This window comes from Methylomonas montana (assembly GCF_030490285.1).
Lineage (GTDB): Bacteria > Pseudomonadota > Gammaproteobacteria > Methylococcales > Methylomonadaceae > Methylomonas > Methylomonas montana.
This window is the reverse complement of sequence record NZ_CP129884.1, coordinates 3,143,268-3,165,522: the sequence shown is the minus strand read 5'-3', so window position 1 is coordinate 3,165,522 and position 22,255 is coordinate 3,143,268. Positions and strand designations below refer to the sequence as shown.

The window sequence follows — 22,255 nt, the reverse complement described above, 5'->3', positions numbered from 1 at the left end:
GAGCGTGTACATCGAATTCAACCATACCGAAGCCGTCTTTCAGCAGCCGGTAAACGACTTCTCTTCGTCGGAAGATACCTTGCTTGAGGTGCGGGGCTTAGCCAAGCAATACCTCAGTAAAAACCGAACGGTTGCTGTGTTCGAAAATATCGATCTGCAGGTGCGACCACACGAAGTGGTTTGCCTGTTGGGCGCTAGCGGTTGCGGCAAGTCGTCGTTGCTGACCACTTTGGCTGGCTTGCAAACTGCCAATGCCGGTGAGATTCGCTTTGCTGGCGAAGCGTTGCATAAGCCAGACCCGCGCTTGGGCATGATGTTTCAAGACCCGTGCTTGTTACCGTGGCTCAACGTGCGGCAAAACATCAGTTTTGGCCTGACCTTGGATGCCGGGCCGAAGCTTGGCAAGGCAGAGCTTAAGCAAAAAATCGAAACTGCGATGCAATGGGTAGGCCTGCAAAACTCGGCCGACGCTTATCCCAGTCACTTGTCAGGCGGCATGGCGCAACGAGTATCCTTGGCAAGAGCTTTGGTGCGTAATCCCGATATTCTGTTGATGGACGAACCCTTCAGCGCCCTGGATGCGATTACCCGTTTAGGCATGCAAGAGCTGTTGTTGAAGCTGATTGCCGATCGCCGCAGCGCGGTAGTGCTGGTCACACATGACATCGACGAAGCCTTGATTTTGGCTGATCGCATACTGCTGATGGGTGGTTCGCCTGGGCGTATCGTTAAAGAGTGGATAGCGCCAATTCGGCAACCGCGCGTAAAACAGCTGCATCGCTTGATTGATTTACGTATGGAAATACTAGAGACCTTGTCGTCCAGTTCTGCTGATGCTCACGACAGTGAGGCGATTTTTTAGCGACTTTCTGCCAACAAATCCCGGGCAATATCGCCAAGCTTTTTTAATGCTTGAACGTTAGTGGGCCCTTGCTTGATGAGGACGGGGCAACGGCTATCGGATCGCCGTCAATGTTGTGTGGCAAAGCTGACAATTGGAAAAGTGGATAAACGTTTCCTATTGATTATAAATGGTTTTTTACTGGCACAATGCTTGCTTTTGGATTTATAGCGTCTGTCAGTCACACTTGGTTTTCTCTTCCGTCGAACTTTTCCTGTAGTTTGTCAGGAAGCGGGGCCTGAAATTTGATCGGCGATAAACCTACTCCAACCGATAACTTCCGGAACAGAACATGCCAGCGACTTTTCAACTTAAAACCAATGACGAAAATCAGTATTCTTTTAATTTTCTGAACAGTAAGGGCGAACTCATTCTGATGAGCGGCGATTACGGCAACAAGGAAGATGCCATGCAGGCTATTAAAGAAGTCAGGACCGGTTCCTTAATGACCAATCAAATTGCCGCCAGCAAGGTCCCCGAGGGCGACACTTTTTTTGTCATCAAGGATGCGGCCGGCACCATCATTGTAAAAAGCGTTTTATTTAACTCGAACATGGTGTTCGACAATGCGCTGCACATTGTTAAAGACAATGCCTGCGTTGCCGAAATCGTCGATCTGACTGTGTAAAACAGACTTCTTAAATTTTTTCTCCAGATAACGAAAAGGTGTCGGCGATATGGGTGTCGAACTCAAAATTGTTCGGGAATTGGCCACGGTTTGCGTCACTGCAGGCGAGCTGGCTGCGATTGAAAGTCTGATAAAAGGCGAACTGACCAAGCCGGCATTTGTCGAGCAATTCGACAAAATGGCAGGAGCGATTCGCGAGTGCTATGGCGTGACGGTCGCGAATCTTCAGCCTTGGCTGGCAATGACTAACGAAACCGAATTTTGCAATAAATTCGATATCGACTATGCCGACTACAAAGCCAATTACCTGAGTATTACCAATCGGCCGCGGGTGGCATCCGAGCAGGCTTACCTCGAGTATATGCTGCTCCGGGAATACAAGGAAACGCAAACCGCTTACCCGCTGTTGAAACTGACTTTCGCGCGTTTGGATGAGTTTATCGACAAATGGATCACCAACGACGCCTGGCTGGCGATGACGATCGAGAATTTCGTAAAAATGTTGTATCGGTTTCTGACCGAGGTCGCTGAGCTTAAACAGAAAGACCCGACCGATGCATTTGCTATTTATCAGGCATTGATGGTCGCGTTGCGTCCTTATTACGCCTTGCTTGAAAATGACTGGAAAGTCTTGGAAGAACCGGCGTGAGGGCCGCGCCCGCTACGAAACAGCTTCCAGCAACCCCTTATCAAGCCTCGCGCCAACAGGCCGGGATTCTTGAACACAGGATTGAAACGTCCCTTGGGATCGTCTCAATCCTAATTGCTTAGGCGGCGCTTGTACTGTGTTGCAGAAGCTCGACTAACTGTGGCACTGCCTCATAGGCTTTCTTGACTGAAAGCTCATGCCGTTCATCGCCGAACTCTTGATAGTCGATTCATGATGCGCACCTACTTGTTTATGGAGGCTGACCGTTGTTTATTGGTTGCCGAGACTAGGTAAACTCAGTATCGCCTCCGCCCCACCGCCGATGGCATTGCCGACCTTAATTTCCCCACCATGCAACACAGCCACTTCCCGAACGAAGGGCAAACCCAAACCGGTGCTTTTACGGCCATTATTGGGGCGAGGCAGAGAGTAGAAGCGTTCGAACAGGCGATCCAATGCGTAATCCGGGATGCCGGGACCGTGGTCGCGGATGCGAAGAAAGATATGGTTGCCGTCGCGGCGGCCCTTGATTTCTATGGCAGACTCGGCGGGGGCGAAGGCCAATGCATTGTCCAGCAGGTTGGACAACGCCTGACGCAACAAAAAATCCTCGCCCAACACAGGCAGTTCGCCGCTCAGCGACACGGCTGATTGTAAATGTTGTTGTGCCAATTGCGGCGCTTTTTCGGCCAGTAGATTCGTCAACAACTCGCCCAAATCCAAAATCTGCGGTTCCGATAGTTGCTGACGTTGCTCCAGTGCGGCCAAACCCAGCAAGCGTTCGATCAATTGATCCAGTCGCTCGGCTTGTTCGCGGGCGTTGCCGGCGAAGCGATGGCGTTCGGCGTCCGGCAGCGGTTCTTCCAACAATTCGGCTGCGCCGCGGATTGCCGCCAGTGGGCTTTTCATTTCGTGAGTCAGGGTCTGCACGTAACGTTCGACATATTGCTTGCCTTCCAGCTCCTGGCGCATGCTTTCCAGGGCTTGTGCCAGGGTAGCCAACTCGACGCTACGCAGTTTGGGCGGACTGGCCTTGCCGCCGGAGGTCACGGTGCGGGCATAAGCGACCAGCAAATCGATGGCGCGGGTCAGTTGCCAGGTGAACAGGGCGCCAAAGGCCAGCGCGCCGCCGAACAGCCATAAGGCGCCGCGCTGCACGACGGCCTTGCTGGCTTCGACGATGGGTTGCAGCAATGCGGTTGGGTAAGCGACCGTCACCACGCCGATCATACGTTCGCCGTCGCGCACCGGCGCGGCGACATGCATCGTCGAGCTGCGTTTGTCGCCGGGGTCGGCTTGAGTCGAGCGGGCGCCGTAGCGACCTTGCAAGGTTAAATACACATCGTTCCAGCGGGCGTAATTTTCGCCGACTGCCGTGCCGGCCGAGTCGAAGCGGACGATCCCGGCGGCGTCGGTGACGTAAACCCGGTAATCCAGGCTTTGTTTGGGGAAGCCGAAGATGGTCGCCGATACCGGTCGCTTGCTGTAGCGCTGTACGGCCTGGGCGAAATGGCCGTCGGCGATATGCCCTGCGAGCAAGTCCGGCGCTGCCAGTTCGGCCAGCAAATTGGCGGTATCGACCAGGCTGGCTTCCAACGCGGTGCGCACACCGGGGCTAATCTGTTTGACGACCAGCATCAATACCAGGGCGCCGGCCACCGCCACCAACAGGAAATAGCCCAGAAACAAGCGCACCGACAATTTCATCGGCTTTGCAGGCTGTAGCCCAGGCCGCGATGGGTGCGAATAGGGTCTCGATCGGCAACGGCCGCGCGCAGTTTGGCGCGCAGAGTCTTGATGTGGGTATCGACGGTGCGATCGAACACCTCGCCGGGATCTTGCCAGATTCGTTCCAGCAGTTGTTCGCGGGAGAAAATGCGCTCGGGGTGTTCGATTAACAGTTTCAGCAATAGATATTCATAACGGGTCAAGTCCAGCATTTGGCCGCGATAACGAATACGGCAGGCCAGGCTATCCAATTCGAAATGGCCGGTAATCGCTGACGGCTGGCCGTTTGTGCTGGATGCGCCGAGCCGGCGCAAGATCACGCCGACCCTTGCCGCCACTTCGCGCGGACTGAACGGTTTAGTGACGTAATCGTCGCCGCCTATTTCCAAGCCGACGATGCGGTCGATTTCGTCGCCGTGCGCAGTCAGAAAAATTACCGGAACCTCGGAGAAGCGCCGCAACTGACGGCACAAGTCAAAACCGTTGCCGTCCGGCAGACCGACATCGAGGATGACGAGATCGAACGGTTCGGCTCGCAGTTGGGTCAACGCAGTTTGCGCCAGCCCAACGTGCTCGGTTTGATAGCCGCTGTTGTTCAACACATAGATCAGCGTGTCGGCGATGGCCGGTTCGTCTTCGACGACTAAAATACGTTTGGCTGACGGCGAATTCACGGCATCAATAGCTCATGCAAGCCGCATTCAACAAGCCTGCCGCCAACGACAAGCCGGCTAGTAAAATCGCCGGGCCTAGTTGGTCGTCGGCGATGCGCCGGCATAGATCGGCGAACGCCAGCCGCAAGCCGACAAAGACCAGTACTTGCACGAACAGGGCAATAGCCGCCCAGGCCAGCATATCGGCAAACGAGACGCTGTTGGCGATGGCGCCTGCCAAAGCCAGAGTAAAACCCAGCAGTGCCGCGCTGAAAGCCACCGCCGGCGCGGTTTTGCCTTCGCGGATCAGTTTGAATTCGGCGTACTGCGTAATCCATAGATAACAGAGTGCGAACAGGCCGGTCAGCACGGCGGCTGCGACGAAATGCAGAAAAAAGCCGTTGGCGCCAGCCAACAGTTCGGTCAGGTTGATGGATTCCATAGTCAATTCTCGACGAAATAATGCGGGATGAAGCGGCTATTGTTGCCGGTGATTTCGATTTTATCTTCACGGATGCCGATGCCGGCCGCTTGATCGGCGATGATCCATGAGCCGATCACTGGAAAATTGCCGGCAAAATTTGGTAGTTGCACGTGGCGCTGATAGATATAGCCTTCGCTGCCGTAACTGCCGCCGGTTTCGATGGTGCTGCAGCCTCGGCGAATCTCGATGTTAGCACCCTCGCGGGAATACAACGGTTTGCGGACATAGTCGCCCTGTAGCGGTTTGTCCTCGAAACTGGCCGGCAGCAGGTTGGGGTGGTCTGGAAACAATTCCCACAAGATCGGCAATATGCCTTTGTTGCTGAGCAACAGCTTCCACGGCGGTTCCAGAATACTGATGCGGGCTTGCGGTAGATAGCGGCCAAACTCGTCTTGCAACAGCCATTCCCAAGGATAAAGCTTGAACAGCGCCCGGATCGGCTGGTTGCGAAGGTCGACGAAACGGTGTGCGGATGGCTCCCAACCGATTTGTTCGATAGCCAGCCAGTGGCTGGTTAAACCGGCCTGGATGGCGGTGTCGCGCAAGTATTCGAGATTGCCCAAATCTTCGTCGCTTTCGGCGACGCAGGCAAAATGCAGGTTAGGCTGGTTTTGCCGGTAACGCTGCCAGAAGGCGATCAGTTTTTCGTGGATGGAGTTGAACTGATCGGCATCCGGGAAGCGATCCCGCAGCCAGAACCATTGCGCCACACCGGCTTCCAGTAAAGCGGTCGGCGTGTCGGCGTTGTATTCCAACAGTTTGGGCGCGCCCTGACCGTCCCAGGCCAGATCGAAGCGGCCGTATATGCTGGGTTCATGCCGTTCCCATGAAGCAACGATATAGGGGATGGCCCATGCCGGAATCCGCAGCTTGTTGAATAAGCGGCGGCTGATAATGGTTTCGATGGCTTGCAGACACAGCGAATGTAGCTCAGCTGTCGCATCGTCGAGTATGTCGATCTGGCTGGCGCTGAACCGGTAACAGGCCGATTCGTCCCAATAAGGTTCGCCGTTTGGCGTGTGGTAGTTCATACCGACGGCTTCCAGCTGTTGTTGCCAGTCGTCACGTGGGTCGAGTTCCAGGCGCTGCATGTTTAGCCGCCGAAAGAGCCGTGCGACCCGCCGAAGAAACCAAAGCCGCCGCGCCTGACCGGGCCTGGATGGTCTGAGGTGCTATTGCCGCGATAACTGGAACCGGAACCGCCGTGGCCGCCGCTATTATGCTGGCAGGCGGTGGGGTTGCCGTTTTCATCCCGGCAATCCTGTTGTTGGATACGAAAGTCTGTCGGGTTGCCGGCGTAACTGGCCAGCGATAGACCGCCCAGCAAGGCCAGTGAAACCTGCAAGGAGCGGCGCGGTATCGATGCCGAGACTGACTGGGGAGCGGGAACGCCGGTTTGTAGTAGCCGCTCCCGGTCCGATAGGCGGGGGTAAAAATCGTAGTGAAAGCCGGCACCGATCAACAGCAGCAAATAAAAATCCAGTTTATTACCGAATAACAAAAACAGCGGCAAACCCAGCCAAGCCACGCTATTGGCCAGCAGCGCGGCGCGAAATGCCCGCTGTTGGGCGCGTTGCACCTTGACAGTGTATGAGCTGTGGTCGGCGGGTAATGGCGCGGTCAATTGCCGTAATATCCCGTAACCGCCCAGCGCGATGCCGACAAACAGCAACCTGATCGGCACCTCCGGCAATTGGGGGGCATAACCGTTGAAGACCGGATAGTGCCAGGACAGGTAAGTCGCATAAAGCACATAGGCCAACAGATAAACGGCGCTCACAACCGCCATGAACCGAAAAGACGATACCGCTCGCTCGAACTCGACATTGGCCGCGCTGTTGGGACTAAGCGCTTGGCGCGAGTAGTTGCCGACGCGATAGACATTGCGCAGGTACGATTCCAGCCATAATTGATGCTCCGGCGACAGGAACCAACCGGCGATTTTGATCGACTCGCGGAGATTCTTGTCCGAGCCGTGGAAAAAATGGGTGGATTGTTGCCGGTGGTCTGTATCTGTGACCAAGGCATGGGTCGGAATCGTGGTTTGACTGAAAAAACCGGTTTTGACGATTTTATCGGGATGCAGCGTGATCGACTGGGTAGCGAAAATGTCGAGCATCTGCCTGGCCAGGCAGGCCGCCAGCAACACCAAAGCCGCTTCCAGGATGAAAAATTGGCTGCGCAATCCCAGCCATGCCAGGCCAACCATCAAACCCAAGCCCAGCAGGGCCAGTTGTTTTTTCCAGGGATTGTAAATAAGCCTTAGTGTCTGCGGGAGCGGGGAGGACGGCATGTTGTCGACGATGTTCGGCGGTGAGATTCGGTTGGTGGATGTCTCGGCGAAGCATAGCCGCTACTGGGCATGTTTGCAGAAAATATGGGAAGTCTTCTTGAGGACGGTTATTTGTCACAACGCATTTTATTTTGCTGAAAATTAATTCAGCGGACATAGTTAGGAAAGCGAAGGCTTCTCCCTTTTTTGGTGCGGATATTGGCTATTTCGGTGCAAATGCTGGTTGGCGGCATCGACAAACCTGAGGATGTTGCGCTAGAACACTGCATCAAGCCGCTTGGCATAATCTGTGCTGTTAGACGGATGGTGCAACGGCGCACCATCTCATCCCTTCGACAACGGCGTTGGAAAGTCGCTTATTTTAAATAGGCGGTTACATACTTACTCGTCTGTTGTGCCTGCCTGATTCTTAGCGAGTCATCTACAAACAACGAGTAAAAAATACTCGTTTCCAGGGGAATCCAGCTTGTATGCCCAAGCTTAATCAAACGAATGAACGCGTTCCGAACCCTTCATTCATTGCGATCCTAACTATATAAAGGTGAGTTATGTCCTATCTGATTCCTTCAGAATTTGTCACAAAGATGGTCGATGCGGGTGAATCCAAAATCTTCATGTCAACCCGCGACACGTTAATCCGCGCGTATATGGCCGGCGCCATTCTGGCGTTGGCGGCGGTATTTGCGGTCGCGATTACCGTGCAGACCAACTCGCCAATCTTTGGTGCCATTTTATTCCCCGTTGGTTTTTGTATGCTGTATTTACTGGGTTTCGATCTGCTCACCGGGGTTTTTGTGTTAACGCCGCTGGCCTGGATCGATAAACGCGCGGGCGTGACGCTGAGTGGCGTGTTAAGAAACTGGGGATTGGTGTTTATCGGCAATTTTCTGGGCGCCTTGACCGTGGCGGTGATGATGTCGATTGTTTTTACTTACGGCTTCTCCGTCGAACCCGATGCCGTCGGTAAAAAGCTGGCGGGCATAGGCGAAGCGCGCACGCTGGGCTATGCCAAATACGGTATCGCCGGTTGGTTTACGATTTTTATTCGCGGCATGTTGTGTAACTGGATGGTGTCCACCGGCGTGGTGGGGGCGATGATTTCGACCTCCGTCAGCGGTAAGGTGATCGCGATGTGGATGCCGATCATGCTGTTTTTCGGCATGACCTTCGAGCATTCGGTGGTTAACATGTTTTTGTTTCCCTCCGGATTGATCATGGGCGGCAATTTCTCGATTGCGGATTATTTTATCTGGAACGAGATTCCCACTGTGTTGGGCAATCTAATCGGCGGCTTGGCATTTACCGGCTTGACGCTTTATTCCACTCACATCAGGACGGCACCCAAACGTTCCTTTAATTAACCACTATTCATGTGAAGCCTCGGCACTGTGTAGACTGAGGCTTCACTATCATTATCGTTATCCTTGATAAGGGAGTGAGCCATGACCCGCAACGAAGTCACCGAATTGATTGTCACGCAAAAACTGCGCAAGCAACTGAGCTGGCCGCAACTGGCCGAGGCTATCGGTCAAAGTAAGGAGTGGACCACGGCCGCTTTGCTGGGGCAGATGACCCTGAACGCCGAGCAGGCCGCCAAAGTTGGGGCATTGCTGGAATTGCCCGCCGAGGCCGTCGAACAACTGCAAGTGGTGCCGTATAAAGGATCTCTGCCCAATGCGGTGCCGACCGATCCGTTGATTTACCGTTTCTACGAACTGGTCAATGTCTATGGCACCACGTTTAAAGCGCTAATTCACGAAGAGTTCGGCGACGGCATTATGAGCGCTATCGATTTTAGTATGGATTTGCAGCGAGAAGCCGATCCGAAAGGCGACCGCGTCAAGATCGTGATGAGCGGGAAGTTTCTGCCCTATAAGAGTTACTAAGGCGGATTTTGCCGAACAATGTCTCGTCAATTAAAAATCGCCGTCGGCCAATATTCCGATAAAGGCCGTAAGGACATCAATCAGGATTTTCACGGCGTTTATATTCCGAAAGAACCGCAGTTGAGTTCAAAAGGCATTGCGCTGGCCGTGGCCGACGGTATCAGCAGCAGCGATGTCAGTCACATCGCCAGCCAAGCCGCCGTGGCCGGTTTTTTGGAGGATTATTTTTGTACCTCGGAAGCCTGGTCGGTCAAGAAATCGGTGCAACGGGTGTTGGCGGCCAGTAATTCCTGGTTGCACGCGCAAACCCGGCAAAGCCGTTATTGTTACGACATGGATCGCGGCTATGTCTGTACCTTGAGCGCGATGGTGATCAAATCCGCGACCGCGCATATTTTTCACGTCGGCGACACCCGTATTTACCGAGTGCACGGCGACGATCTGGAACAGCTTACCCAAGATCATCGTCTGTGGGTTTCGCAGGATAAAAGCTATCTGAGCCGCGCCTTGGGGATGGACTCCCATCTGGAAATCGATTATCAGGCATTGACCGTCAGCAAAGGCGATATTTTCGTGTTGGCCACCGATGGTGTGTATGAATATGCCGGCTCGTGTTTCATCGCCCAGGCCATTCACCAGGCAGGCGACGATCTGGATGGTGCGGCAAAAGCGATCGTCAACCAGGCTTACCAGCAGGGCAGCAAGGATAATCTGACGATTCAGATCGTCAGAATCGAAAACTTGCCGACAGCCAATGCCAATGAGCATTATCAGTCTTTAACCGAACTGCCGTTCCCGCCGGTTTTGGAGGCCAGGATGGCGTTCGACGGTTACACCATCGTCAGGGAATTGCACGCCAGCAGCCGTAGCCATATTTATTTGGCGGTAGACAACGAGACCCAGGCGCAGGTGGTGATCAAAACCCCGTCGATTGACTTGCGCGGCGACCCGGCTTATCTGGAGCGCTTCCTGATGGAAGACTGGATTGCCCGGCGCATCAATAACGCCCATGTACTTAAACCATGTGCGCAGACCCGCAAACGCACCTTTCTCTACGTCGCCACGGAATTCATCGAGGGCCGGACCTTGAAGCAGTGGATGATAGACCATCCGCAACCGGATCTGGAAAGCGTGCGCGGCATCGTCGAACAAATCGCCAAGGGGCTGCGGGCGTTTCACCGCCTGGAAATGCTGCATCAGGATTTGCGGCCCGACAACATCATGATCGATAGTACCGGCACGGTGAAGATCATCGATTTTGGCTCGACCAGAGTGGCCGGCATCATGGAAATCGGCTCGCCCATCAAGCACGAGAATCTGCTCGGCACCGCTCAATATACCGCCCCGGAATACTTTCTGGGAGAACCTGGCACGGTGCGTTCCGAATTATTTTCGCTGGCGGTGATTAGCTACCAGATGTTGACCGGCAAACTGCCTTATGGCGCCGAAGTGGCCAAATGCAAATCCCGGGCAGAGTTAAGCAAATTAAAATTCGACGCCACGCTTTATCGCAATCGCCAGATTCCTGGCTGGGTGGACGACACCATCAGAAAGGCGGCTGACCCGAATCCCGACAAGCGCTATGAAGATCTGTCAGAGTTTATCTTCGACTTGCGCCATCCCAATCCCGCTTTCTTGCACAAAACCGGTCAAGCCTTGTTGGAGCGAAATCCAGTGGCGTTCTGGAAAGGTGTTTCCCTTATCCTGGCGATGATCGTCGTGGCTTTGTTGATCAATCGATAGCGGTGCGTTGAGCTGCAAAACCCATTGAAGCTCATTGCCTAACCAGTCAGTCAGCGGGATTATTCAAAAAAAATGGCGGCAGTGATTGCCGCCATATTCATCATGGACAAAATTTTACCTGATTACCCATAAGCCTCAGCTAATTTGAGCAAACGGCCCGGCATGGGTGGAGAATTAGCCGCAGCGATGAGAAACCGCGGCATTATGGTTTGCAGATCGAATCTGCGATTAAAACGATAACAAAACTCGGCCAGATAGCGGGGTAAATGTTTGGACTGAATGGCATGGTAAGTGCCATTGATGGCGCGCTTCACGTTACCGATCATGGTATTGACCCAGGCGAATTCTTCTTTCGTCACGCTGTCAGGACCACCGCCGGTGACAATGGAGTAATGGTGACAACCGTGATCGAGCACGGCGGAAAAGCAAGCTAAGCCGTCCGAGTACACCAGACTACCCGGCTGAAGATGATGGCCGGCCCAGCGCTTGATTTCGCTGTTGCGGAAGCCTTTGACGACATTCAAGTTCATCGCGATAGGATGGTGTTCCTTGTTCAGCGCCACCGCCGCGACAAAAGGCGTCTTGTTTTCCGAACCTCGCCCGCGTTTGCCACCCCGATGCTCGCCGCCCCAGTAAACGTCATCGAGTTGAATAATGCCGGTCAGCGGTTTGCGATCATCGCGCTCTTTCATTGCCTGCATGATCTTGTGCTTGAGGCTCCAGGCGGTGTTGTAGGAAACGCCGATTTGCCGCTTCAAGGCTAAAGCCGACAAACTGGTTTTGGCTTGAGTCAGCAGATGAATCGCCAGAAACCACACGGTGAGCGGCAACTTGGTTTGTTCGAACAGCGTACCGCTGATCAACGAGGTTTGGTGATGGCACGTCGTGCACTGATACAAATTGCGAGTCTTGATCACGCTATAGCGGCGGCGACCGCAGCCTGGGCATTGAAACCCGGATGGCCATCGCGCCTGAAATAGCCCTGCGGCACACTGGCTTTCAGTACCGTAGCGATTCATGAAATCCGTCAGGCTAAAGCCTTTTTGAAATTGGATCGGATTCTTTTTCATGCCACGATCTCCTGTCAGTTCATAGCTTTCATTGGACTAGCAGGATGCTCGTAAGTTGCTGAGGGTCGTGGGTAATCAGGAAATTTTATAACTGTTCGATAGTGCTTTTCTCGAAAATGTTAATCCATTTTTATCGCCCAGTCGTTAACTTCTCTGCGAGTACCGATCCGTTAGCCGGAACCGGGAGGCAGGCAGGTATAAGTGACTTCCCCATCACGCAGCAGGGCTGTGTGGCGGAGGATCGCATCGGTGATGAGCGGAAGGTATTTATATTGGGTATTTTTGAATTTGCCGTTTCCGCGATAGCGAAACTCGCCAAAGCGGTTTTGTGCCACCAGATCGCACTCATGCGCATCGGCTCTTTCCATCATGAGATCGATGCGCGCCCCGACTTCGTCACCGTTTAGTTTGCTGAGCGTGGTTTGCTGGCCCACGATAGGGGCAAGATTACTGTCAAAAGCCAGCAGAAAGGCCTCGAGGTCGCGACGAAGCGTTACTTGGTCTTGGCCGGGTATCAAGGGGTTAGGAAGTCCGCCCAAGTTGCCGGGATCTTTACCCGTATCCGGATCCAGCAATTCGGGCGGTGTACCCGGACCGCCAAAAAACGCATTGGGCGGGCGTTGCAAGAACACCGAACCGCTGACGAAGCGGAAAACCGTGTCTACACTGCCGTCATGCAGGAAACCAAAGCCGCGCACTTGCTGCGTTTTATCGGCGGGAAGCGGCGTATTAGCCAATGGGAAAAAGACCAGGCTGCCGGGAGGGGCAATCGCCGAAGGAAACGGTGGATTAGGAGCCATGCCGAACATGCCGACTTTCTGGTATAGGTTTCGCAGATGCGGGACTTTGAAGAACTGCGAATTGCCTTCGAAGGAAAATTGACCGTCGGAACCGAAGAAACCTGGGTGTTTGACTTCCGAGAACTCGGCATTGCCTTCCTTGTCCAGCACGTGGCAGCCGTTGCAGGCGTGAAAGGTGTCGGATTTGCCGCCGCTGGTGCACGACGTAGGGTCTGCGCCGCAGTAGAATTCCCGTCCCCGTTGTTGTTGCTCTGTCAACGAGTTGTCCAGGTTGCGAATTGGATTGGGCGGATAGGCAATTTGCAGTATGAAGTCGGTAAACTTCTGCATGTCCTCGTCGGCGAGAATCTCGTGACGTCCGTTCAAGCCGGCAAAGGCCACATTGAACTTGCGGAAGGCCAGGTCCTCGTCGAACGAACCGCCGTTTGGCTGTTGGTTTTCGCCGGAATTGATCGGTGGTTGGTTGGCATCATTGCCGCCGGTGCGGTCGCCGCGCCAGTGCATAGAGCCGTGATTATCCATGCCGCGCAGGCTTTGGGTGGTCATCGGACCTTTCATTGGGCGGAAGTGCGGGTTCTCAGCGCCGCCGCGGCCCAGGAAAAAGCCGATGCCTTCGCCGACCCGGAACGGGCCGGTGTTATCGGCTTGGTCGGTGTCGGGATCGCCCAGATCCCAGGCCAGACTGTCGAAATCACCGAAGGTATGGCAACTGGCGCAGGCCGAATCGCCGTGACTGGAACTGAAGGATGCGTCATAGAGAAAGCGTCGCCCTTCGATGATCTGCTTTGGCTCCGGGTTATGCATGCCGACATGGCCGATTTCGGTGCGGCGCTTGGTATCGATCACCGAAATGGAATTATCGAAGCGGGTCAGCACATAGAGCCGGTCCTTGTCTTCGTCGAGCACGAGACCGCTGGGGCCACCGCCTGAGACCGGAATCTGGTTGGCGGTGCTGGGGACGAAGCTATCAGTTTCCAATTGCGCCGTCTTGTAAAAGCCTATTTCGCTGGTGCCGAACATCGCCACATACAGATCGGAACCGTTGCTCGTGATGGCCATATCTTGAGGAAACGCCACACTGGTGCTGTTTTCAGGGTTGGGAATCGGCGCGCAACATTGGCTGTAATCAATGTGTTTGTTCAGGTGCCGGGGGATGACGCCACCGGTATTGTCCAGTACGGTGATGTGGCTTTCGTGCAAATGTCCGCGCACCGTATTGCCGCCGGAAAATGCGCCGGTGCCCTCGAAGCGGTTCTGGTTCTGTGCCTCGGTATTGCTCACGTAGACGCGGCCATTGCTTGGATTGACGATCATGTTGAACAGCACGGTGCCGACGCCGCTATACGTACCGCCGGGGACGGCCACCGGCGGATTGGCCATGGCGTCGATCGTAAACACATCCTGGTCTGGCAGCGTGAACGGCACCATATCGTCCCAAGTCTGGTTAAGTTCGTCGTACCAATGCGCTTGATTTGGATCGACTTGCGATCTGAGTTCGTACTTAACGATCAAACCCACGGTGGGTTGCGGAATACCGGCGTAATTGACCAGCGGTCCGCCGTCCGCTAAGCCGGACTGTGGGCCGGGATAGACGCGCGTGGCCGTGGGATTCAATGGCTTGGTTCCCTCGCGCACTTTGAATTCGTTGATCGTCGTCGTGCGGTTACCGGTTTGGAAGCCCGCCGCATACACCTTTTTGCCGTCGGGCGTGATGGCCAGAGCCCTGGGCGTATCGGCGAAGAGGGTGACAACTGTCAGTTCGTCACCTTCGAGTGAGGTGCCCAAATGATCGGCATCGAAAACCCAGACATCGGCGCGGCCTACACCGGGATCGGTGAGTTGCGGATCGCGCCCGGTATTTTGGCCGCGGTGGGCCGTCGTGATAAACGCACGTTTTCTATCCGGTCCGGCAAAAACGATGTCGCGCGGCTCGTCGCCGACCAGCAGGGTGCGCACGACGCGGGGGATATGCCCCGGACTTACATCGACGATGCTGACGCTGTCCGAGAGGTGATTGACCACCCATATTTCCGTAGCGGAGCGTGCTGCAACGGCGACCGGCTCTAGGCCCACTGGAACCGAACCGAGGTGCTTCAGGCCATCCCGGCGGATTTTGAATATTTCGAGTCTGTTGTCAGGTGTGTTGACGGCGAACAGATGCCTACCGTCTGGCGATCGGGCCAGCGGTCGAACCTGGCCGCTTTCAAATAAGGTAAACGATGATTTTGATAGTGCGGGTGAGGCAACGGTGAGGCCAGTGAGGGTCACCAAGGCTAATGCCCAGGCGCGGAATTTTGGAAGGAACATAACACTACACATAATTCTCTCCCGATCAATCGATGCTGATCGACTTAAATTAGTGGAAAAAACGCCTTTTGAGTTGTTTACTAAGCTGAAGATACTTTTGCTTTAACCGTTCCTGGCGTCCCATTCGTTAGAATGGCGTTGCCTGTAACAGTCTAGCGGTAAATGTTGAGGGGCGGGTGTTTGAAACTGGTTTTTATAGGTCAGGTACTATTGCCTTTCACCTCAACCATAAAGCCCCTGCAACGACAATATACCTGCGTTATTTATAGTCTATTTTTCAAATTGCGTCACAGTTTTTCGGTAGGGTTTGAGTCTGCAAAGTATGCGGTTGACGGCTAATCCCAGTCAATTTCGTCGTCAAGCATATTCAACGCTGCGAATCTCTGCGACGGGCGCCTGTTTCTGTGACCAGTGGCTGGTTAAGCTCGCAAAAGGTAGATCGGGCTGAATACAATGGAGCCCAACATTTTGATTTTGTTGGGTTTCGCTCTGCTCTGTCCAACCTACATTTGACTTTTAAGACAGCCTCCGGAGGGAGAGGGAATGTTTAGAAGTCCCCTATTGTTAACCCTTCTTCATAAAACTGACATCTAAGGCCTTTACCTTACAGCAAGGTCTTGGCGAGCTGTTTTGGAGTGACAAAACCGTCAATAGTCCGACCAACTCGCCGTGACGCTTGATAGAAAACGGCGACTGTTAATTACCCGTTTCCAGAGAAGGCTATGAATACCATAAAAGCATTTAGCTATTGCATATTGTTGTCCAGCGTCATGAATTGTGCGATGGCCGATTCAAAAGACCAGTTCATATCTAGAGAAAATCCTCATTCTGCCAAATTTTCAATCGCATTGATTGGCGATTTACCTTATTCCGACCAGCAAGAGCCTGAATTTGTAAATTTGATGGATGATCTCGATCAAGCCAACCTCGCTTTTATCGCGCATGACGGCGATTTCAAAGGTGGTAGCGTCCCCTGTAAGGACGAGCTTTACCAATTGCGCTTGAAACAGTTTAACGATTCGAAACATCCGTTTTTCTACGTCTTCGGCGATAACGAATGGACAGACTGCCATAGAGCGGCGGCTGGCGGCTATAACCCTTTCGAGCGCTTGAGCTATTTGCGTAGCCTGTTTTCACCGTACGATCAGGCTAACAGTATGGGAGAAAAACGCCTGCCGCTGGATCGGCAAAGCCCCGAATTTCCGGAGAATATCCGCTGGAACTACGGTGGTGTCTTGTTTGTGGGCTTGCATGTGCCGGGCAGCAACAACGGTTTAACGACTCGAGCCGATTTTAAGGAAGAGGCTAAACAGGAATATGCACAGCGCAATGCCGCCAATCTGCAATGGCTGCAAGAGTCCTTTGCATTGGCCGCAGAACAACATGCCGCGGGTGTCATGTTGGTCATCCAGGCCAACATCTGGGATTTTATTCCGGCCGCCAATCTGACCGGCTACGAAGATCTCATCGTGGCGTTGACGGCAGAAACCAAAGCTTTCGGAAAACCGGTTGTTCTGGTCAACGGCGATAGTCACTATTTCCGTATCGACAAGCCGCTGCCTTCGGCATTGCCTTCACAAGTTAAAGACACCGATTTTCCCTTCATTATGCCTTGGGATTCCAGCGATCCAAGATTGCATAACTTTACCCGTGTCGAAACCTTCGGCAATCCTAATGCACATTGGATAAAAGCCACTATCGACAGACACGATCCCAATGTGTTTTCATTCGAAGAACAGATTGTCGAGAAAAATCGCGCTCAATAATCCGCTGTCCGATTGCCGTGAATTGAGTTAGCCGCGAGCATTTCGCGGCTAACTTGTTAATACCCCAATTCTATTCCAGATCAATCAGTCTCGATAAACCGGCAATGCGGCGATGCGCCGTTCGATATCTTGCATCATTTGCCGATACGCCTCGCCTTCGATACCGCCGAAACGGCGGATAAACTCGTCTTCCGGCAGAAACTCGGGTAAATCGGCGGTGGCCGGCATCATTTGTTTTTCATCCGCCGTTGCCAGCAGGGTTTGAATAGTCTGCGCCCGCGATGCATTGGCGACGGCTTGTTCACCCAGCCGGGTACCGGCGCGGTCGGCGGCAATGTCGTTAAACGAAAAGCCGCTGCCGCCGCGCGAATCTTCGATTTCCTTGAACAAGCCCACCGCATCGGCCAACGGCGTGCCCGAGTAGGCCGCCAACATCGCCGATACCAGATAGTGTTTGGCCAGGTCATCGCGGCCGTTTAGCGTGACCGTGCGCCAAAGCGGCCGCGGCCAGAGACTGGATTGCGGCACGATTTGGGGCAGCGCGGTTTTATTGGCATAAAAGGTTAGAACCAAGATCAGCGCGCGGTTTTCCGCGATGGGATCGCCGCTGGCGCTCCTTTCCTGCGCCAATTTAAATAACGGTTTGCTGAGCGTAGTCAGGCTGGGGTTGCGGTTGTCCAGGTTTAACTCGGCCAAGCGGCGTTGATAGGCTTCGATGCGCTTTTGATCGTCGGTCGAGAGTAAAACGCCGCGCAATTTGCCAGGCAAATCGTCTCGCCAGCGATAGGTGACGATCATCCGTCGGGGTTGGAAATTGACATGTTTAACGAGGTTGGCGAATGTTTGTCTGTCCGCCTCGGGTTGTAAAGCCGTGATGCCGTAACGGATGAGCGGTTCGGCGAGCATGCCGGGAATCCATAATTTGCCCAGTTTGAGCTGGTCGATGCTCGGTAATTGGGGTGTTTGCTTGAGTCCGAGTGATAGGTTCAGAAATTGGCCAAATGGATTGGCAGGTAGCCGCAGCGTGGCTTCGATACGCGCTTTATCGCTATCGATCCGCAAGCTTGCCACGCCGCCGGCGTATTGATTGGCCAGATAGTTGATCGCCAGGTCCAGGTCTTCCTGGTTTAAAGCGACTTTAGCAATGGAACCGGATTTTAGGCGGCGCGGGTCGTTTTGTTTAAAAATCTGTTTGCCGCGGGCGATCTGCTCGGGGGCTAAGTCGGCCGTCGTCCGCAGTTTTGGCGTATCTTCCAGCGCCAGGCTCAGCGCCAGCGCAAACAGCAGCAGCGGCAATAGCAAAACCGGCAGCAGCCATTTTGCAATCGATTTCATCGGTAAATTTCCGGATCGGTTTAGATGACCGGCAATAGTAGTTCTATTTGCTTGAATGGGTGGGCGGATTTAGCGTTCGACTAGGATGGCTTGTTTCTTTGTTCTTCGTACAACGCCGGGCTGATGCCGGCCCTGGCCAGATATTCGCGCAGATGTTTGATCTCTTGCTTATTGCATATACCGCTGTGGTGGGGGTGATGCAAAAAGCCCTCGACTTGATTCAACACGACGTGAAAACGGGCGCCATGACTGGGCTGAATATCGGCGCCGAGGTGGTGCAGCAGCGATTCGATTTCACGCCAGTGAATGTTGCCGCTGACGGGATCCTGAAATATGGCGCGCAGCAAATTTGAATGGTGACTCATGGCGGCATCCTCCGTAACGATACTCCGACAGCTTACGCCCGAAAGGTCATGGCATTCAACAAGACTAAAGACGATTTATTTGGCGGGAGCGGGAGAGGGTAGTGCAAAATTATATATTTGTTTCTTAAAACGAAACAAACAATGCATTAAACGCCTTATTGTAAATAATTTGTAAAGGTTTATAGTTGAATCGTCTTCATTAATCGACTGAAAACAGTCAAGGCGGAAAAATGAATAAGTCAAACAGTCTGTATAGAGACATTGTGACCGGACTTTTCTTTGCCACCGGCATCTTTAGCTTCGTGTCAGGTCAGTTCGTTATTTCGACTATGTTGTTCGGCGCGGCTTCTTTATCGAGCAATCTCGACGTCGCAAAACAAGTCAGGATTTAAGTTTTTCGTAGTACCTCCCCTCGTTGTAAATGCTTTGCATGCTGCACAGCCCCTATTCCAGACCAGGATAGGGGCTTTTTTTGTACCGGTGCCTGGAGTGGTTTTTGGTCACGCGTCATGCTGAGTCCGAGTTTGATTTTTTTGAGGTGTCCGAGATTACCGTGTATTCGGCATCCAGGCTTTGATCGTCGACCGGTGCGTTTTTGAGTTTTCGCAGCATCCACCAGGCTTTGATGCCGACTATGGCAACTGGAATTAACAGTAAGGCAAAAAGCGCCGAAAAAGCCAGGACGCCGACCACGGCGCCGGCGATCATGGCCGGAAGCGTCAATAGATTGGTGAGTTTGCTGGGTACGGACCCACTACCGACTTGTGCCAAGGGCTCAAGGCGAGGATCTGGTCTGGACGTATCGATACGGATGACTTTTTTGTAAATTTTTAACATGTTTGGCTCCTGTCAAAATGTTGGTCAGGCAAGCACCTGGCCGCCGAATAGCAATACCGGATCGTTCGCTTGCCAAGGCTGATATTTGTGCATCACCGCGTCAAACAACGCGGAGCTTAAAAAACTGTCCAGCCATCGTCTCAAGGCAGGGTAGGGCGAGCTTTCGAACCAAGTGCTATCGACCGCGGCAAACTGGCGAACGAAAGGCAGAATGGCGGCATCGGCCAATCCGAAACGTTCGCTGCACAAAAACCGGGTTCGATGCAAACGCTTTTCCAACGCCGCTAAAAATAATTCGCCTTGCCGGCGGTACTCGGCTTGCGGGTACTCGGGATAGCGGTCCGGGTATTTGTAACGGTCCAGATGCGATTTGAATTCGCCGTCGTTCCATTCGATCAATGCCTGCGCATCCGCCAACGATAGGCCGGCAAGCCAATCTTGCGGATCGCGTTGCGCCAAGGCCCACCGCATAATATCCAGGCTTTGCTCGATCACCTGGCCATCGGGCAGCCACAGCACCGGTACAGTGCCTTTCGGCGAAATCGCTAGCATCGCCGGCGGTTTGTTGCGCAATTCGATTTCCCGGATTGCGACAGTCAGCTCGGCGACGGCGATCGCCAGTCGCGCTCGCAGTGCATAAGGACAGCGGCGGAAACTGTAAAAAATCGGGTAAAGCGGTTCAGCTACGGGAATCGATTCGATCATGCAAATTGCTGGCTAATTAGCCGATACGGTTTTGAAGGCCGCCTTTTTAACATTTAAAACCGTCGCGTTGCCAGACCGGCAGCATGACGACCTTACTCAACAGTCAGACATTACTGTAAATGATCGTTCATTAAAGTCTGATAAAATAGCTGATTTAATGTTTCCGCCTAATTTTAATTAGTCACCTGCCTAGGTGCGTGACTACGCTCTTTTTACTCTTACCTCTTCGGACACTCTCTTGATTTCTACCGCTAATATCACCATGCAATTCGGGGCCAAGCCCTTGTTTGAAAACGTTTCCGTCAAGTTCGGCAACGGCAACCGTTACGGCCTGATCGGCGCCAACGGCTGCGGCAAGTCGACCTTTATGAAAATCCTCAGCGGCGACCTGGAACCCTCCGCGGGCAACGTCAGCATCGACGCCAACGAGCGCCTGGGTATCTTGCGCCAGAATCAATTCGCTTACGAAGAGCAACGGGTGCTGGATGTGGTGATGATGGGACACGCCGAGATGTGGGCGGCCATGTCGGAACGCGACGCCATTTACGCCAATCTGGAAGCTAGCGAAGACGATTATATGCGTGCCGCCGAGTTGGAATCGGTGTTTGCGGAATATGATGGTTATACCGCCGAAGCCCGGGCCGGCGAATTATTGTTGGGTTTGGACATTCCTTTGGATCAACATAACGGTCCGATGAGCGCGGTGGCGCCGGGCTGGAAATTGCGGGTCTTGCTGGCGCAAGCCTTGTTTGCCAACCCGGACATCATGCTGCTGGACGAGCCGACCAACAACCTGGATATCAACACCATCCGCTGGCTGGAAAACGTGCTAAACGAGCGCAATTCGACGATGATCATCATCTCGCATGATCGGCATTTTCTGAATAGCGTCTGTACGCATATGGCCGATCTGGATTACGGCGAACTGCGGGTGTATCCGGGCAATTACGACGATTACATGACCGCCGTGACCCAAGTCCGCGAGCAATTAGTGGCCGGCAACGCCAAGAAAAAAGCTCAGATTGCCGAGTTACAAACCTTCGTGGCGCGTTTCTCGGCCAATGCTTCCAAGGCCAAGCAAGCCACTTCGCGGGCGAGGCAATTGGAGAAAATCAAACTCGACGAAATCAAACCGTCTAGCCGGGTCAATCCGTTCATCCGTTTCGACCAAACCAAAAAACTGTATCGCCTGGCCTTGGAAGCCAAGGATTTAGCCAAGGGTTATGGCGCGGAGCCTCTGTTCAAGAATTTGAACATGATGATCGCGGTCGGCGAGCGGGTAGCGGTGATCGGCCCCAACGGTATCGGTAAATCCACCTTATTGAAAACCTTGGTCGGCGATTTGACGCCGGACAGCGGCGAAGTGAAATGGTCGGAAAATGCCGAAGTCGGCTATTTCGCGCAGGACCATGCCGAGGATTTTGCCGAGGATATGTCGCTGATTAACTGGATGGGCCAGTGGCGCAAGGAGTCGGACGACGATCAGACCATCCGCGGCACGCTGGGGCGTTTATTATTTTCGCAGGACGAGATCAATAAATCCGTGAAAGTGATTTCCGGCGGCGAGCAAGGCCGGATGTTGTTCGGCAAATTGATTCTGCAAAAAAACAATGTGATGGTGATGGACGAACCAACCAACCATTTGGATATGGAATCGATAGAATCGCTGAATGCGGCGTTGGAAAGCTATCCCGGCACGCTGATTTTCGTCAGCCACGACCGCGAGTTCGTTTCATCGCTGGCCACCCGGATCATCGAATTAACCCCGAACGGCATCGTCGATTTCAGCGGTAATTACGAGGATTATTTGAACAGTCAGGACATTGCTTAATCGGATGTCCCTTATCCGTTTGAGCAAGATTTGGCGCTAGGCATATTAGCAGCGTCTGTCATCTAAAAACGCCCTCTCCCTCGGGGAGAGGGGGTAGGGTGTAAGTGACTGATTTAATCCCCTCATCCCAACCTTCTCCTTTATGCGCTTGTGAGTACGGAGGGAGAAAGTGATTTTTCTATTTTTTTAGAGCTCCCCTCGAGCCATTTCCAAGACGATTCGAAACGAGTCCTGAGCAAACGCCAAGCTATCGTCAATGATTGAGTTCATCCAT

General features: G+C 53.5%; 20 protein-coding genes. 9 read left to right on the top strand and 11 right to left on the bottom strand.

All coding sequences use genetic code 11. From position 1 onward, the window contains the following. Window positions 1-4 precede the first annotated feature (4 nt). The 3 genes from QZJ86_RS14575 to QZJ86_RS14565 all read left to right on the top strand — a co-directional run bounded on the left by QZJ86_RS14575 (window position 5) and on the right by QZJ86_RS14565 (window position 2,178). On the top strand, window positions 5-862 hold the full coding sequence (locus QZJ86_RS14575) for an ABC transporter ATP-binding protein (protein ID WP_301671152.1): 858 nt from the start codon (window positions 5-7) through the stop codon (window positions 860-862). A 331-nt stretch (window positions 863-1,193) separates the two neighbouring features. Next, window positions 1,194-1,529: a DUF1508 domain-containing protein gene (locus QZJ86_RS14570; RefSeq protein ID WP_301671151.1), complete on the top strand. Its 336-nt coding sequence runs from the start codon at window positions 1,194-1,196 to the stop codon at window positions 1,527-1,529. Between the two features lie 49 nt (window positions 1,530-1,578). Beyond that, on the top strand, window positions 1,579-2,178 hold the full coding sequence (locus QZJ86_RS14565; RefSeq protein WP_301671149.1) for a hypothetical protein: 600 nt from the start codon (window positions 1,579-1,581) through the stop codon (window positions 2,176-2,178). 270 nt (window positions 2,179-2,448) lie between these two features. On the opposite strand, the gene creC is transcribed toward QZJ86_RS14565, so the two are convergent. Genes creC through QZJ86_RS14540 form a run of 5 tightly spaced genes read right to left on the bottom strand, consistent with a single transcriptional unit; the run spans window position 2,449 to window position 7,336 of the window. Then, window positions 2,449-3,885 carry a two-component system sensor histidine kinase CreC gene (gene creC, locus QZJ86_RS14560; protein ID WP_301671148.1) on the bottom strand — a complete coding sequence of 479 codons (1,437 nt, stop codon included), beginning with the start codon at window positions 3,883-3,885 and terminating at the stop codon, window positions 2,449-2,451. Next, entirely contained in the window at window positions 3,882-4,580 is a 699-nt protein-coding gene (gene creB / locus QZJ86_RS14555; RefSeq protein WP_301671147.1) for a two-component system response regulator CreB, read from the bottom strand. Before creB ends, creC begins: the two co-directional genes overlap by 4 nt. Before the next feature lie 4 nt (window positions 4,581-4,584). Continuing rightward, window positions 4,585-5,001 (bottom strand): DUF350 domain-containing protein, encoded by a 417-nt coding sequence (locus QZJ86_RS14550; protein ID WP_301671146.1) that lies wholly within the window; start codon window positions 4,999-5,001, stop codon window positions 4,585-4,587. 2 nt (window positions 5,002-5,003) lie between these two features. After that, the gene (locus QZJ86_RS14545) at window positions 5,004-6,134 is read right to left on the bottom strand and encodes a glutathionylspermidine synthase family protein (RefSeq protein WP_301671145.1); all 1,131 of its coding nucleotides are present in this window, start codon (window positions 6,132-6,134) and stop codon (window positions 5,004-5,006) included. A gap of 2 nt (window positions 6,135-6,136) precedes the next feature. Beyond that, window positions 6,137-7,336: a hypothetical protein gene (locus QZJ86_RS14540; RefSeq protein ID WP_301671144.1), complete on the bottom strand. Its 1,200-nt coding sequence runs from the start codon at window positions 7,334-7,336 to the stop codon at window positions 6,137-6,139. Window positions 7,337-7,884: 548 nt separating this feature from the next. On the opposite strand from QZJ86_RS14540, the gene QZJ86_RS14535 reads away from it, so the two are divergent. From QZJ86_RS14535 to QZJ86_RS14525, 3 genes are all read left to right on the top strand, one after another. Further along, the gene (locus QZJ86_RS14535; RefSeq protein WP_301671143.1) at window positions 7,885-8,697 is read left to right on the top strand and encodes a formate/nitrite transporter family protein; all 813 of its coding nucleotides are present in this window, start codon (window positions 7,885-7,887) and stop codon (window positions 8,695-8,697) included. Between the two features lie 81 nt (window positions 8,698-8,778). Further along, window positions 8,779-9,222: a cyanase gene (gene cynS, locus QZJ86_RS14530; protein ID WP_301671142.1), complete on the top strand. Its 444-nt coding sequence runs from the start codon at window positions 8,779-8,781 to the stop codon at window positions 9,220-9,222. A gap of 18 nt (window positions 9,223-9,240) precedes the next feature. Next, window positions 9,241-10,965, top strand: a complete 1,725-nt coding sequence (locus QZJ86_RS14525; protein WP_301671141.1) for a bifunctional protein-serine/threonine kinase/phosphatase — start codon at window positions 9,241-9,243, stop codon at window positions 10,963-10,965. A 122-nt stretch (window positions 10,966-11,087) separates the two neighbouring features. Here the strand turns inward: QZJ86_RS14525 and QZJ86_RS14520 are convergent, their stop codons facing one another. Together QZJ86_RS14520 and QZJ86_RS14515 are read right to left on the bottom strand one after the other, a co-directional pair. After that, window positions 11,088-12,035, bottom strand: a complete 948-nt coding sequence (locus QZJ86_RS14520; RefSeq protein WP_301670534.1) for an IS1595 family transposase — start codon at window positions 12,033-12,035, stop codon at window positions 11,088-11,090. A 170-nt stretch (window positions 12,036-12,205) separates the two neighbouring features. Then, entirely contained in the window at window positions 12,206-15,142 is a 2,937-nt protein-coding gene (locus QZJ86_RS14515; protein WP_301671140.1) for a beta-propeller fold lactonase family protein, read from the bottom strand. A gap of 722 nt (window positions 15,143-15,864) precedes the next feature. On the opposite strand from QZJ86_RS14515, the gene QZJ86_RS14510 reads away from it, so the two are divergent. Continuing rightward, window positions 15,865-16,908, top strand: a complete 1,044-nt coding sequence (locus tag QZJ86_RS14510) for a hypothetical protein (protein ID WP_301671139.1) — start codon at window positions 15,865-15,867, stop codon at window positions 16,906-16,908. 84 nt (window positions 16,909-16,992) lie between these two features. Here QZJ86_RS14510 and QZJ86_RS14505 read toward each other — a convergent pair whose 3' ends face one another. Together QZJ86_RS14505 and QZJ86_RS14500 are read right to left on the bottom strand one after the other, a co-directional pair. Then, window positions 16,993-18,243, bottom strand: a complete 1,251-nt coding sequence (locus QZJ86_RS14505) for a hypothetical protein (protein WP_301671138.1) — start codon at window positions 18,241-18,243, stop codon at window positions 16,993-16,995. A gap of 80 nt (window positions 18,244-18,323) precedes the next feature. After that, the gene (locus tag QZJ86_RS14500; protein WP_301671137.1) at window positions 18,324-18,608 is read right to left on the bottom strand and encodes a type II toxin-antitoxin system HicA family toxin; all 285 of its coding nucleotides are present in this window, start codon (window positions 18,606-18,608) and stop codon (window positions 18,324-18,326) included. A gap of 230 nt (window positions 18,609-18,838) precedes the next feature. Between QZJ86_RS14500 and QZJ86_RS14495 the strand changes: the two genes are divergently transcribed. Beyond that, complete coding sequence (locus tag QZJ86_RS14495) at window positions 18,839-19,000, top strand: hypothetical protein (protein ID WP_301671136.1); 162 nt, start codon at window positions 18,839-18,841, stop codon at window positions 18,998-19,000. Between the two features lie 115 nt (window positions 19,001-19,115). Here the strand turns inward: QZJ86_RS14495 and QZJ86_RS14490 are convergent, their stop codons facing one another. Both QZJ86_RS14490 and QZJ86_RS14485 read right to left on the bottom strand, forming a co-directional pair. Then, window positions 19,116-19,445 (bottom strand): hypothetical protein, encoded by a 330-nt coding sequence (locus tag QZJ86_RS14490; RefSeq protein WP_301671135.1) that lies wholly within the window; start codon window positions 19,443-19,445, stop codon window positions 19,116-19,118. A 24-nt stretch (window positions 19,446-19,469) separates the two neighbouring features. Next, entirely contained in the window at window positions 19,470-20,150 is a 681-nt protein-coding gene (locus tag QZJ86_RS14485; protein ID WP_301671134.1) for a glutathione S-transferase, read from the bottom strand. 238 nt (window positions 20,151-20,388) lie between these two features. Between QZJ86_RS14485 and QZJ86_RS14480 the strand changes: the two genes are divergently transcribed. Further along, window positions 20,389-21,981, top strand: coding sequence for an ABC-F family ATPase (locus QZJ86_RS14480; RefSeq protein ID WP_301671133.1), 1,593 nt, complete (start codon window positions 20,389-20,391; stop codon window positions 21,979-21,981). Window positions 21,982-22,255 lie beyond the last annotated feature (274 nt).

Bases quoted from the DNA above. Each gene is read 5' to 3' on its own strand.
- QZJ86_RS14510 (WP_301671139.1), top strand. From the start codon at position 15,865: ATGAATACCATAAAAGCATTTAGCTATTGCATATTGTTGTCCAGCGTC.
- QZJ86_RS14570 (WP_301671151.1), top strand. From the start codon at position 1,194: ATGCCAGCGACTTTTCAACTTAAAACCAATGACGAAAATCAGTATTCT.
- QZJ86_RS14545 (WP_301671145.1), bottom strand. From the start codon at position 6,134: ATGCAGCGCCTGGAACTCGACCCACGTGACGACTGGCAACAACAGCTG.
- QZJ86_RS14525 (WP_301671141.1), top strand. From the start codon at position 9,241: ATGTCTCGTCAATTAAAAATCGCCGTCGGCCAATATTCCGATAAAGGC.
- QZJ86_RS14500 (WP_301671137.1), bottom strand. From the start codon at position 18,608: ATGAGTCACCATTCAAATTTGCTGCGCGCCATATTTCAGGATCCCGTC.
- QZJ86_RS14505 (WP_301671138.1), bottom strand. From the start codon at position 18,243: ATGAAATCGATTGCAAAATGGCTGCTGCCGGTTTTGCTATTGCCGCTG.
- QZJ86_RS14485 (WP_301671134.1), bottom strand. From the start codon at position 20,150: ATGATCGAATCGATTCCCGTAGCTGAACCGCTTTACCCGATTTTTTAC.
- QZJ86_RS14550 (WP_301671146.1), bottom strand. From the start codon at position 5,001: ATGGAATCCATCAACCTGACCGAACTGTTGGCTGGCGCCAACGGCTTT.
- QZJ86_RS14515 (WP_301671140.1), bottom strand. From the start codon at position 15,142: ATGTTCCTTCCAAAATTCCGCGCCTGGGCATTAGCCTTGGTGACCCTC.
- QZJ86_RS14535 (WP_301671143.1), top strand. From the start codon at position 7,885: ATGTCCTATCTGATTCCTTCAGAATTTGTCACAAAGATGGTCGATGCG.
- QZJ86_RS14565 (WP_301671149.1), top strand. From the start codon at position 1,579: ATGGGTGTCGAACTCAAAATTGTTCGGGAATTGGCCACGGTTTGCGTC.
- QZJ86_RS14495 (WP_301671136.1), top strand. From the start codon at position 18,839: ATGAATAAGTCAAACAGTCTGTATAGAGACATTGTGACCGGACTTTTC.
- QZJ86_RS14490 (WP_301671135.1), bottom strand. From the start codon at position 19,445: ATGTTAAAAATTTACAAAAAAGTCATCCGTATCGATACGTCCAGACCA.
- QZJ86_RS14520 (WP_301670534.1), bottom strand. From the start codon at position 12,035: ATGAAAAAGAATCCGATCCAATTTCAAAAAGGCTTTAGCCTGACGGAT.
- cynS (WP_301671142.1), top strand. From the start codon at position 8,779: ATGACCCGCAACGAAGTCACCGAATTGATTGTCACGCAAAAACTGCGC.
- creC (WP_301671148.1), bottom strand. From the start codon at position 3,885: ATGAAATTGTCGGTGCGCTTGTTTCTGGGCTATTTCCTGTTGGTGGCG.
- QZJ86_RS14540 (WP_301671144.1), bottom strand. From the start codon at position 7,336: ATGCCGTCCTCCCCGCTCCCGCAGACACTAAGGCTTATTTACAATCCC.